Consider the following 12,284-nt stretch of genomic DNA (forward strand, 5'->3'; position numbering starts at 1 on the left):
TTTATAAATATTTCCTTTCTAATTCAAAAGTGCGCACTTGCAAACAGGTGCTTTATAGTTAATTCGTTAAACAAGGTAGCGGCAAAAGCAAATTCTCATCGAGAAATTGTTTTTGTACGAAAATTGGAAAGGAAAAAAATGAATAAACACCCTAAAACCTTGATTTTTGCTTTGACTTTGATGTTCCTGATGGCATTGTCCCTTTTTGCTCTGCCTGAAGTGAACGCTCATGACCCTCCGTGGACAAAAAATACTTGGATGTACGTTGCAGTCTCTCCTAGCCCAGTTGGTGTTGGTCAACAGGTCCTCATTACCTGGTGGACTGACCTCCTACCGCAAACAGCAGTCGGTGCATACGGTGACAGATGGAAAGGCGTAACAATAACAGTAACAGCCCCTGACGGTACCAATCAAACTCTTGGTCCATTCACCTCTGACCCTGTCGGAGGCGGATACGTAACCTTCACGCCAAACGAAGCTGGCGTGTATAAAATACAAAGCCACTTCCCTGGACATACCTATACTGGCGAACCCGCACCTCCTCCACCTCAAGCGCCCCGCGGCACTGCATATATAGGCGACATTTTATTACCCAGCGACAGTGAAGTAGTCGACCTCGAAGTACAAGAGGCACCCTTATCATTTCTACCCGACACACCACTGCCAACTGACTACTGGCAAAGACCAATAAACGCTGAAAACCGCCAATGGAACGCAATAGCTGGTAATTGGGTCGGCGGCAGTGCATATGCAAACAACCCAACAATGCCCAGCACTAACATTAACTATTACAGCACTGGACCTGAAACTGCCCACATCATATGGACTAAGCCATGGGTATTCGGCGGCATCGTTGACGGACAGTTTAGTACAAACAGCTACTACGACGGCTTATCATACGAACGGCTATGGGTTAACCCCCTGATTATCCAAGGCAACCTCTACGTTAACCAAATGCAACCACCCCGATACGGCTGGTACTGCTATGACCTGCAAACAGGCGAAGAAAAATGGTTCCAAAACAGCACAGGCCCTCTGTTACCCAATATTGGACCCTCAGGGACATCTCACGTACCTTCCGGTGCATACCCCTACCTGTCATTTGGTCAAATCTACGCCTATGATTCACCCAACCAACACGGCGCATTAGCATATCTGTGGTCAACTTACACTGACCCTAACAACGGCACTAACATTTGGCAGATGTATGATGCTTGGACAGGAAACTGGATACTCAACATGAATGGCGTACCTTCATCCGGTGTTGCATTTGCACCCTCTACACAAATCACAGCAGCAGACGGAAGCCTCCTCATATACAACTACAACTCTCAAGCTGGCTGGCTAACTCTTTGGAACTCCAGTAAAGTAATCACATACAAACCCGTTTACACTGCAAACGAAGACTGGATGTGGCGACCTGCTCTTGGCGCAACTTACAACGCAACCATTGGATACGAATGGAACGTAACAGCACCTAAAGGACTCGGCAGCATCAACTACGTCTTTGAAGACCGCGTCATCGGCACCTATGGGCAATCATCCTTCGCATACGGCACTACCTCTTACGGTTACTGGTCAATGAGCCTCGAACCCGGAAGAGAAGGCACACTGAACTGGCGAAAAGACTACACCTCACCTCCAATCCAAAACGCCACAATGTATCTGGGACCCGCCAGCTTAGAAGATGGTATCTTTACTGAATGGGTCAAAGAAACAAGAACATGGACAGGCTACGACCTTGACACAGGCAACAAAGTCTGGGGCCCCACAGAATCTGAAGACCCCTACAACATGTATGGTCGAGGCACCAACAACGCAGTAATCTACAACCACAAACTCTTAACTTACGGATATGATGGCATCTTACGTTGCTACGACGTTCTTACTGGCGACTTACTCTGGGATGAACCGACTGAAAGCGGCGGAATTGATTCCTACTTTGACCACGGACGCTACCCACTCTCATTAGGCGCTGTTGCAGACGACAAAATCTACCTCTTCTCTAGCGAGCACTCGCCAAGCAAGCCTCTATGGAAAGGCTCCAAGCTACGCTGCGTTGACATCGAATCCGGAGAAACACTCTGGGCTGCTGACCACTGGGGCAACGTTCCAATAATCGCTGACGGTATCCTAGTCGACCTAAACAACTATGATGGACAGATAACTGCTTACAGCAAAGGACCCACCGAGACAACCATTACCGCTTCACCAAAGGTTTCAACCTATGGCGATAGCGTGTTAATCGAGGGCACCATAACTGACATATCCGCTGGCACATCACAAAATGAACAAGCCAAACGGTTCCCGCAAGGCGTCCCCGCAATGTCTGATGAATCCATGACTGAATGGATGGCATATGTTTACCACCAACAACCGATGCCTACAAACCTGACTGGCGTTGAAGTTAAACTTGAAACTGTAGATCCCAACGGTAACTTCTATCAAATCGGCACAACCACAAGCGACGCAGACGGTATGTTCAAGTACCTATTCACACCCGAAGTCCCCGGCGAATACACTCTCATCGCAAGCTTCGACGGTTCAAAAGCCTACTACAGTTCATACTCGCAAACCGCAATTGGCGTAACTGATGCTCCATCACCCACACCTGAACCAGCTGTCGCTGCGCCATCTATGGCTGACCTATACCTGATTCCGGGCATAGTCATCATCGTCGTCGCAATCGCTGTCGTCGGCGCTTTGATACTGATTTCGCTGAGAAAAAGACCCTAAACTTTTCTCTCCCCTTTTATTTTTTTAAGGTGCAATTGGAAAAAATATTAAAAGCAAATTCTACACTAATTAATTGTTTATATTTGGCACTTCTCGTAAATGGGGGTTTCGGGCTGAGAGAAAATATAGTAGAAGCGTTAACTGCCTTTGGGCTTTCCCTCAACCAAGCGAAGGTATACTTGAGTATTTTGCAGATGCCAGGGGCAAGCATAAATGCTATTTCCCAAGACACGAAAATACACAAGCAAGACATCTACATGATATTGCCTAAACTGGAGAAGATGGGTTTAATCACAAAAACTCTTGAACGCCCCGTTTACATCAGAGCTGTCCCACCCGATAAAGCGCTATCATATGTTATCAGTACGGAAGAGGCAAAAACTCTCAAAAAAATCAAGCACCTTAAAGAAACAGTCAACTGTTTAACTGAAGAATTGAAGCTACTAGAGCATAGTCGTCAAAGAATCACAGAAATTCTAGATGTACAAGTTGTTTATTTCTCAGCGGATACTGCAATCAACCATCGACTTGACGAAGCCTACGCGGCTGCAAAGAAGCATTGTAATTTGGTTATCAATTTTGATTTAATGCGGCAACGGGCTGCCCTTTTGGAGAATCGCTTCCTCATCTTAGCCGCAAACAAAGTCAAAACCCGAATAATAATAGATAACATCAAAATGGTTGAGGACGCTAAAAAAATTCTTGGACAAGTCATCCCTCATAGTGGCGATTTCTCGATTAAACAATCTGGCAAAGTCACAATCAAACCCTACATATTGATTGATGACCGAGAAGTCTTAATCGCTACCCAAAAGTTATCTCCCGGAGGTTACCCCTGTTGCCTGTGGACAAACTCACGAAACGTAATTACGATTTATCGTGACAATTTTGAAAAAGCTTGGGAAAACAGTCACCCAATTATTTACTCATCCGCAACCCAAAGAAAACCCGCTGAGGCAAAAATGCGGCTCCCCCCAGTTATCTATTAAAAATAAATTAAAATTCGCCCGAAACAAAACGGACGGTTAGAGAGCTTACTTTTCTTGTTCGAGTTCGATGCGGCATTCGTCGCAGATGTTTTGTCCGTTGCGTTCCTTGAGGTTCTCGGAGTAGGCGTTGCAGCGGTCGCAGTAGCCTGAAAGCGGAACTTCAAGGTTTTCTTCGGAGTGTGATTGACCTTCGATTCGGACGCGTTCCTGCATGATTTCGAGGAGTTCAGGCATGACGCCTAAGATGTCTTTGCTTGAAACAATGCCGACAAGGTTGCCTTTGTAGATGACGCCTAATCGTCTGATGTCTAGTCGGGTCATGCGTCGGGCAGCGTCACTTATGGTGGCTTCGGGTTCTATAGTCACCAGTGGGGTAGTCATGACTTCTTTGGCTTTTACAGTGTCAGGTTTGAGGTTTTTGGCGACGACGCGTATGACGAGGTCGCGTTCGGTTATGATGCCGATGGATTTGGCTGCTTTGTTTTGGACTATGACTGCGCCTAACTCGTTCATGTCCATGCTTGCGGCGGCTTTGTTGGCGGTTTCGTCTTCGTCCATGGTTACAACGGGGCTGCTCATTATATCTTTGACCAGCATCTTGGTTCTTAACCCAATTTCAGACATTGCAGATACACTCTTAGTATAACTTAGAGGCTCAAGCCTTCCTAATGGAACTATAAAAAGGGGCGCATAATTTAAGAGTTACCTATTGAAAGAAAACACACCGTGAAGTTTTATATTAGACTCCACCTCTAAAGCAGATGCCCACGAGGAACAAAAAAAGTGCTCAAAATCAACGCTGATAAACTCATAAAAATCTCTGTAATCGGCGAAGTCGCTAGCCCCACTATTCGCAACGTCTACAACGTTTCCGCCACTGGCAAACCCGTTGTGTACCCTGGCGTAGGTGGAGTAACCTATAACCTGCGCGTCGGCGACCCAGCTTGCGGTTGGGAAGCAGACCACGTAGAACCCGCTGCAAGCATAGAAAACAAAGAAAACGACGCCCGCTTCGGACAAGCCCCCAACACCGCCCTAAACGTGCTCTCATGCGTCGGCAACCAAGCCACCGTAATCAGCGGCGAAGCCAAAGGCGCCAAAGGCACCGTTACTGGCAAACATGGCGGCATTGAGCATGTGTTGGTTGATTTTCCTTTAGAAACTTTGGAGTTGCTTGCGCCTGGCGATAAGGTTTTGGTGAAAGCTTATGGTACAGGTCTAAAACTGTTAGATTACCCCAACATTAAGGTTCTCAACATGGACCCCGCTTTATTGGCTGCTTGGAATCCTGCCTCAAACGGTGACAAGTTGATGGTGCCAGTGACACATATTGTTCCCGCTGCCATCATGGGCTCCGGGTTAGGAGCTAACCAAGTTAACTCAGGCGATTACGATATTCAACTCTTCGACGAAGGCGTGGTGGAGCAGTATGAGTTGGGAAATCTGCGGCTTGGCGATCTGGTTGCCATCATTGATGCTGACCATTCCTATGGTAGGATCTTCCGTACGGGCGCTGTCTCAGTCGGAGTGGTTGTCCATACAAACTGTGTCTCGGCAGGCCACGGACCCGGCGTTACAACACTGATGACATCTGCTGATGGTAAAATTGTTCCTCAATTAAATAGAGCAGCAAACATTGCTTCTCTACTTAAATTAAGGGCAGATATATAAGATAGTTAATTCAATAAATGAAGAAAAAAGGAATAGAGGTTAAAATTATTGCCATCTAAGCGTAAAAGCCGAGGAAGATCAAAAGGTAGCAAAGGAAGTAGCAGTCTTGTTCAATGTGTAAACTGTGGGGCAATGGTGCCGCGTGATAAGGCAAAGCGATCTACTAGGCGGGTTTCATTTGTTGAACCTCAATTAGCAAAGGAGCTTAGACAAAAAGGTACATTCTTAGCTTCTTGGGTAGACACAAAATACTATTGCATATCTTGTGCTGTGCACCGTGGTATCGTTAACGTCCGAGCCGAAAGCGAACGTCACTCACGAGCCCCCCGAAGAAGATATTAGTTTATTCGGGCTTTTTCTTTCTTTAACACATTATAAACATGTACAACTCTTTGTATTACAGTAAAGTTTGCAAGTATTGCTAAGATGATTATGCCGTAGCCTAACGCTGGCAGCCACCAAAACGCCACAATGGAAGCTACCGCCAAAATCAGCATTCGTTCTGCACGCTCAGCAAAACCAACCGACTCCATTTTAATACCGGCCGCTTCTGCACGTGCACGGGTGTAACTAACCAACACTGAGCCTGCCAACGCTGCTAAGCCCCAGACAGGGTCGCATAGTCCCGCGATTATTATGCCCGCGTAGACGGCTGCATCTGCGTATCTGTCAAGGACAGAGTCAAAGAAGCCACCGAACACAGAGACTTGCCCAAAGGTTCTTGCAACGATGCCGTCGAGGGTGTCGCAGAATCCTGAGGCTAACAGAAACAGGGTTGCTAAGAGCAGTAGCCAGTTGGGCTGGTTGGGGGTAACTGCGTAGGTGATTGCTGAGGCAAATGCTAAGATGAAGCCGACGACGCTTATGCGGTTGGGTGTGAGTCCTATTTTATGTGCGATTGTTGCTTCGGTGGTGAGCATTTGTTGTATTTTTTTCTTAAGTTTGGTTAGCAAGTGGCATTCAACTGGTTAGAGTGTACTGCAATAGGGGGGTAGGTGTAGAAAAGCCTTTTCTTTATTGACCTGCTGAACAATTGTTTATGCTACTTGGGTTCCTCAATGGACTTATAAGGAAGTTTATCTATATTTGACCAGTAACGTTCTGTAGCTCAACAGAGCGCAAAGCAGCAACGTTACACAAAGCATACATTAAGGAGAATACAAAATGACTGAAAATGCAGACGTAATCTTCGTCGGAAACAAACCCCCAATGAGCTATGTTCTGGCTATCATAACAAGCCTCTCCTCAGGCAACCTAAAAGAAATTACCCTCAAAGCAAGAGGCCAGGCAATCACAACCGCTGTTGACGTCGCCGAGATCGCAAGAAACCGGTTTATTAAAGACCTCAAAGTAAGCAAAATCGCTATTGGAACAGCCGAGATGCCACCTCGTGAGGGCGAGAACAAGTCCAGAATGGTTTCCACGATGGAGATAACATTAAGCAAGAAAGCTTAAACTCGTCATAAAGAAACCTGACAGACAATTTTTCACCCTTCTTCTATTTTTTGCCTTTACATTTCCAATAAAATTGACAAAAACATTAACCGTTCTCTTCCTTTTCTAAATCTCGCTTGTACGTGTGTAAAGCAACCCCTGTTTTATGGAAAAAAATTTTCAGCCCCATCAAATATCTTATAAGACTAAACAGAGGAGGCATAGACGTTTGAGGGTGTACCATGGCTCTAGACTCAGTGCTGACTGCTATCGTAACCATCTGTATACTGGTTTTCTCAGCAAAGGTGCTCGGCGAAATCTTTTCTTGGAGAAAAATCCCCTCCGTGCTCGGCGAATTATTCGCGGGCATACTGCTTGGACCCTACGCCCTCGGCTCCTTATTGGTCATAAACGGGACGCCGCTCATCCAAATTAACGAAATCGTTCGCGCATTCGGCGAGATCGGCGGCATACTTATCCTCTTTATTGCTGGTTTAGAGATGACTTTCCGTGATTTCCGCAAAGTCGGCACCGCTGGCTTTGTCATCGGCACCGTCGGCGTAGTTGTCCCCTTCGTTATGGGGTATGGCGTGTGTGTGCTGTTGGGCTTGAATACCATATCGGCAATGGTTGTCGGGGCCGCCTTAGTTGCCACCAGCATCTCCATAACGGCTCTGGTTCTCCAAGAACTTAACCGCTGCCAAACTAAGGAGGCGCATATGATGATAAGCGCCGCCGTGGTAGATGACGTGCTGGGCTTAGCCATTTTGGGTCTGCTTGTTTCATTCATTTCCTCTTCCACCCCGATAACTCCTTTGAATGTCACGTTTATGATTGGTACCTCTCTTGCGTTATGGTTAGGCATGACAGTATTTTCTGCTATGGTTCTGCCCCGTGTCATAAACTTAACCGCTAAAGGCTCAGAGGGCACCATGGAAGCCGCTGCAACTGCCTCCTGCTTTGGTGCATCCGCATTAGCCGCCGCTTTGGGTCTGTCCCCAATTGTGGGCGCCTTCGCTGCGGGTATGGCTGTCGCCAGCTCTAATGCCATCGAGAAAATTCGTGACTACACCCGAAAAATAAGTGTCGTCTTCTCACCTGTGTTTTTTGCGTTGGCAGGTGCCCAATTTGACGTAAGTAGTTTCCTCACCACGGACTTGTTCTTCTATGGCTTCTTCATAACCATAGTTGTGGTTGCAATTATCAGCAAAGTAGTTGGCTGCGGATTGCCCGCCGCGTTCTTCCTTAAGAACCGTTCTAAAGGCGCCAAGGTGGGTTACGGCATGATTTCTCGCGGTGAAGTAGGCTTAATTGTTGCTGGTGTGGCAATTTCTGCAGGTGCTATAACTCAGAGTACTTACGCTGCGATTTTGGGTATGATTATGATTACTACGATTTTGGCGCCGCTTTTGCTACGTCGCAGCTACGATAAGGAGCCGCCTGAAGAGGAAACTTGCAAATCAGACGACCCCACTAGTCGACCCGACTATATCCCAACCTACCCCTTAGACTTCCACGAGTAGCCCTCGGCTTTGGGGTATCGTAAAGTTAAAATGCTCAGTTAGTCTGTAGAGAATTACCTCTGTGTGAACCAAATGTTAGACATCAAGCTCATACGCGACAACCCCGAAATGGTCAAGCAAAATTTGGCAAAACGCAACAACCCCCAATGCCTCCAAATGCTCGACGACCTAATTAGCCTCGACAAGGACTGGCGAGGCAACCTAACCCAACTAAACGATTTACGTCACGACCGCAAACAAGTCACCATCGAAATCGCTAAACTCAAAAAAGCCCGCCAAGACGCCGCCTATGAAGTCGCGAAGGCGCAGGGTATTGATCAAAAAATCACTGCGATGGAGAAGCAGGTTGCGGAGCAGGAGCAGAAAACGCGTGATTATCTGTTGCGACTACCGAACTTACTGGAGGACAGTGTACCCATCGGTGTAGACGACCACGGCAACGTTGAGGTTAAAAAGTGGGGTGTTATTCCACAGTTTGATTTTCCAATTAAAAATCATATTGATTTAGCACTTGAGCTTGACCAAATCGACATGGAACGCGCAGGCAAAGTCAGCGGAGCACGGTTCTTTTACCTCAAAAACGAGGTGGCGATGCTTGATATGGCATTGATGTGTTTCGCGGTTGAGGAGCTTGCGGGTAAGGGTTACACGGCGGTTGTGCCGCCTTACATGATGAAGCGGGACGCCTACGAGGGTGTGACTGCTTTGGGCGATTTTGAGGAGGTTCTCTACAAAATCCAAGAAGAAGACCTCTACATGATAGCTACCTCTGAGCATCCCATGGCGGCTATGTACATGAACGAAACCCTCCTCGAAGCGGACATGCCCATAAAACTCGCGGGAATCAGTACCTGTTTCCGTAAGGAAGCTGGCGCGCACGGCAAAGATACCCGTGGCATTTTCCGAACGCATCAATTCAACAAAATCGAGCAATTCATATTCTGCAAACCCGAAGATTCCCCGCAGTTGCATGAGGAGCTTTTGGCTAATGCGGAGGGTATTTTGCAGAAGCTTGGCTTAGCCTACCGTGTCGTGAACGTCTGCACTGGAGATATCGGTACGGTTGCGGCGAAGAAGTATGATATTGAGGCGTGGATGCCCGCGCAGAACGGTTACCGCGAAGTGGTTTCGTGCAGTAACTGTACTGATTATCAGGGTCGCCGTTTGGGCGTTAAGTACCGTGAAAAACCTGGTGCGCCCCCCAAAGGTGTAGTGCATACGCTTAATTCCACTGCGGTGGCGACTGGGCGGACCATTGTGGCTATTCTTGAGAATAACCAGAATGCAGATGGTTCGATAAATATTCCTCAACCGCTACAGAAATACATGGGGAACAGACAAAAAATTCAGAGGAAACGGTAAACATTTTAATATGTCCTTGAGAATCTTGTGAAGGCTTGGAGAAATAAGCTTGTCGACAAAACCAGCAGCAAAAACCACAAAATCTGCGAAGCACATACGTGATAAGTGGCGTGGCAAATCATGGTACATGGTAGTTGCGCCATCGTTCTTCGGTAACATAGAGTTAGGTGCGATACCTGCGCAAGAAGAACAAATGTTAATCGGCAGAGTCGTCGAAGCCACCCTCTATGACATAACAGGCGACTTCTCACATCATTACCTTAAAATGTTCTTCCAAATTATCGAGATTGACGGTAAAAGCGCAAAAACAGTCTTCAAAGGCCATGAGTACTCTCGTGACTTCCTCCGAAGCTTAGTTAGGCGCCGAACCACCAAGGTTGACGGGTTATTCAACATCGTCACCAAAGACGGCTACAAACTCCGTGTATCCGTCTCTGCTCTTACGCTGTCTCGAATAAAGACTTCACAGGAAAAAATTATCCGCGACATGATGGAGAAAACCATCAACGAAAAGGCAGCAGCCTTAACTCTCGACCAATTCGTTCAAGAAATGGTTCTAGGCAAAATTGCATCCGACATCTACAACCAAGCAAAACTCGTTGCTCCTCTACGACACGTCGGTATACGCAAATCAAAACTAGTCGCCTCCCCAGCAGCTCCAACTCAACGTGGAGCACCCGCATCTGCACCTGCACCCGAACCAGAGCCTGAACCTGAACCAGAAGAAGAATCCGTGGAAGCTTAACCACAACTTTTTCTTTCTTTTAATTTCTCTTGTACCGTAAACAGTTAAAGAGAGCGCATTCTATTTTCCTCCCGTAGGAGACAGCACTTTTGACTGATGCAGGTGTACATGAGAAAGGAACTTTTAGCGTACAAGACACAATCGACAAAATCAAAAAAGACCCCAACTACGCTAAAGCCGGCGCAATCTGCTTGTTTGTGGGGGTAGTCCGCCGCAACACGCTTGAGCAGGAACCCGTAGAGAAACTCACCATCGAAGCCTACGAGGAAAAAGCCAATGAGGTTCTCCAAAAAATCAGCACCGAACTCACCGAGAAACCGGGCATCGTCAACGTCCAACTTCACCATCTCCTTGGCGAATTCAAAGTAGGCGACGACTTAGTCTACGTTGCAGTTGCAGGTTCACACCGTGACCAAGTGTTTCCTGTGCTTCGCGAAGCGGTGGAACGCTACAAATCTGAAGTACCCATCTTCAAAAAAGAGCATTTAACCTCGCCTGAAGGAGCCAAAAAAGCTTATTGGGTTTCAGAGAAAGAGCATCATCGGTGAAAACGTTGATTGTGGCTCTCGCAGGCGGAGTAGGCGCAGCCCGATTCCTAACTGGCCTAACCCAGCATATTCAACCCAAAGACCTAACTGTGATAGCTAACACAGGAGATGACATCAAACTCTTCGGTTTGCACATCAGCCCCGACGTTGACATCGTCACCTACACCTTAGCAGGCATTGTTGATGAGACAAAGGGCTGGGGCATCCGCGGCGACACCTTCAACTGTCTTGGAATGCTCAAAAAACAGGGTGCCGATACATGGTTCAACCTCGGCGACCAAGACCTCGCCACACATATTTACCGCACAAACCGCCTCCGCCAAGGCGCCTCCCTAACTGACGTAACCTCCGAGGTGTGCAATGCGTACGGTGTGTCGGTTAAGGTTCTGCCGATGAGCAATGACAAATTCGAAACCCACGTAACCACGCCTCAGGGTTCGATGCATTTTGAAGAATACTTTGTAAAACACCAATGCAGTCCCGAAATCCTGAGCATAGATTTTGTAGGTGCAGTTACCGCTAAGCCTTCTCCAGGCGTGTTAGAGTCGATATTGGAGGCGGATACGGTGATTGTATGTCCCAGCAACCCCATCGTAAGCATAGGCACGATTCTTTCGGTTGTTGGTGTACGTGACGCCTTGCAGCGTACCAACGCCAAAGTGGTAGGGGTAAGCCCAATCGTTGCCGGTTTACCAATTAAGGGTCCCGCAGATAAGATGCTGCGTGGCTTGGGGCTGGAGGTTTCTGCGTTTGGCGTCGCCCAGTATTACTCTGATTTTCTTGACGGCTTTGTTATTGACCAACGAGATGCAAATTTGCAGAGTCGAATCGAAAAGTTGGGCATCAAAGTGGCAGTAACTAACACCATAATGGCTAGTTTGCAGGATAAGGCAACGTTAGCCAAAACGGTACTTGCTCTCCGAGACTCTTTGGGCAACTAAATATTTTCTATATATTATTTGGACATTCTAAATAAGCCCTAACCGACAAAATGGCATTCAGCGCAGGGCGAACTAACAATTGAATAAACAGAAAAAGAAGAGCGCAAAACTTGAAGTGCCATGGTTCTTCAGCAATGTCTAAAAGTTGTTTGAGGTGAGAGCAGATAGAAAAAATGGCAGTAGGCAATAGAGGGAAAGCAAAAGCTAGACGAGCCGACCTTATCGACTGGCTCTTGGCAATTGATGCTTGCATGCCTTAAAATGCCTAGAAATCTTGCGGTTAGGTTCCCTGTTAGTTGACAGTATAGAACCTGACACGATAAGGGTTATATCTG

General features: G+C 47.1%; 12 protein-coding genes. 10 read left to right on the forward strand and 2 right to left on the reverse strand.

Going from position 1 to position 12,284, the window contains the following annotated elements; genetic code table 11:
* Positions 1-138: 138 nt before the first annotated feature.
* Together NWE92_02210 and NWE92_02215 are read left to right on the forward strand one after the other, a co-directional pair.
* Positions 139-2,736, forward strand: coding sequence for a PQQ-binding-like beta-propeller repeat protein (locus NWE92_02210; protein MCW4028445.1), 2,598 nt, complete (start codon positions 139-141; stop codon positions 2,734-2,736).
* Between the two features lie 83 nt (positions 2,737-2,819).
* A complete protein-coding gene (locus tag NWE92_02215) occupies positions 2,820-3,725 on the forward strand; it encodes a hypothetical protein (GenBank protein ID MCW4028446.1) in 906 nt (301 codons plus the stop codon).
* 45 nt (positions 3,726-3,770) lie between these two features.
* Here the strand turns inward: NWE92_02215 and NWE92_02220 are convergent, their stop codons facing one another.
* Positions 3,771-4,349: a CBS domain-containing protein gene (locus NWE92_02220; GenBank protein MCW4028447.1), complete on the reverse strand. Its 579-nt coding sequence runs from the start codon at positions 4,347-4,349 to the stop codon at positions 3,771-3,773.
* Positions 4,350-4,508: 159 nt separating this feature from the next.
* Here NWE92_02220 and NWE92_02225 point away from each other — a divergent pair, with 159 nt between their 5' ends.
* The gene (locus tag NWE92_02225) at positions 4,509-5,396 is read left to right on the forward strand and encodes a DUF4438 domain-containing protein (protein ID MCW4028448.1); all 888 of its coding nucleotides are present in this window, start codon (positions 4,509-4,511) and stop codon (positions 5,394-5,396) included.
* Positions 5,397-5,444: 48 nt separating this feature from the next.
* Positions 5,445-5,738 carry a 30S ribosomal protein S26e gene (locus NWE92_02230; GenBank protein MCW4028449.1) on the forward strand — a complete coding sequence of 98 codons (294 nt, stop codon included), beginning with the start codon at positions 5,445-5,447 and terminating at the stop codon, positions 5,736-5,738.
* Here NWE92_02230 and pgsA read toward each other — a convergent pair.
* Positions 5,735-6,349 carry an archaetidylinositol phosphate synthase gene (pgsA, locus tag NWE92_02235; GenBank protein ID MCW4028450.1) on the reverse strand — a complete coding sequence of 205 codons (615 nt, stop codon included), beginning with the start codon at positions 6,347-6,349 and terminating at the stop codon, positions 5,735-5,737. The two genes, NWE92_02230 and pgsA, sit on opposite strands and share 4 nt — an antisense overlap.
* A gap of 211 nt (positions 6,350-6,560) precedes the next feature.
* On the opposite strand from pgsA, the gene albA reads away from it, so the two are divergent.
* The 6 genes from albA to cofD all read left to right on the forward strand — a co-directional run bounded on the left by albA (position 6,561) and on the right by cofD (position 11,949).
* A complete protein-coding gene (gene albA / locus NWE92_02240) occupies positions 6,561-6,851 on the forward strand; it encodes a DNA-binding protein Alba (GenBank protein MCW4028451.1) in 291 nt (96 codons plus the stop codon).
* Between the two features lie 221 nt (positions 6,852-7,072).
* The gene (locus NWE92_02245; protein ID MCW4028452.1) at positions 7,073-8,353 is read left to right on the forward strand and encodes a cation:proton antiporter; all 1,281 of its coding nucleotides are present in this window, start codon (positions 7,073-7,075) and stop codon (positions 8,351-8,353) included.
* A gap of 72 nt (positions 8,354-8,425) precedes the next feature.
* Positions 8,426-9,715 (forward strand): serine--tRNA ligase, encoded by a 1,290-nt coding sequence (gene serS / locus NWE92_02250; GenBank protein MCW4028453.1) that lies wholly within the window; start codon positions 8,426-8,428, stop codon positions 9,713-9,715.
* 49 nt (positions 9,716-9,764) lie between these two features.
* Complete coding sequence (locus NWE92_02255) at positions 9,765-10,460, forward strand: 30S ribosomal protein S3ae (protein MCW4028454.1); 696 nt, start codon at positions 9,765-9,767, stop codon at positions 10,458-10,460.
* Positions 10,461-10,549: 89 nt separating this feature from the next.
* Positions 10,550-11,008, forward strand: a complete 459-nt coding sequence (locus NWE92_02260; GenBank protein MCW4028455.1) for a molybdenum cofactor biosynthesis protein MoaE — start codon at positions 10,550-10,552, stop codon at positions 11,006-11,008.
* Positions 11,005-11,949 carry a 2-phospho-L-lactate transferase gene (gene cofD, locus NWE92_02265; GenBank protein MCW4028456.1) on the forward strand — a complete coding sequence of 315 codons (945 nt, stop codon included), beginning with the start codon at positions 11,005-11,007 and terminating at the stop codon, positions 11,947-11,949. The genes NWE92_02260 and cofD overlap by 4 nt, the downstream gene beginning before the upstream one ends.
* The last annotated feature ends 335 nt before the right edge of the window (positions 11,950-12,284 follow it).

Source organism: Candidatus Bathyarchaeota archaeon, assembly GCA_026014745.1.
GTDB lineage: Archaea > Thermoproteota > Bathyarchaeia > Bathyarchaeales > Bathycorpusculaceae > Bathycorpusculum.

Bases quoted from the DNA above. Each gene is read 5' to 3' on its own strand.
- NWE92_02210 (MCW4028445.1), top strand. From the start codon at position 139: ATGAATAAACACCCTAAAACCTTGATTTTTGCTTTGACTTTGATGTTC.
- NWE92_02220 (MCW4028447.1), bottom strand. From the start codon at position 4,349: ATGTCTGAAATTGGGTTAAGAACCAAGATGCTGGTCAAAGATATAATG.
- albA (MCW4028451.1), top strand. From the start codon at position 6,561: ATGACTGAAAATGCAGACGTAATCTTCGTCGGAAACAAACCCCCAATG.
- NWE92_02245 (MCW4028452.1), top strand. From the start codon at position 7,073: ATGGCTCTAGACTCAGTGCTGACTGCTATCGTAACCATCTGTATACTG.
- serS (MCW4028453.1), top strand. From the start codon at position 8,426: ATGTTAGACATCAAGCTCATACGCGACAACCCCGAAATGGTCAAGCAA.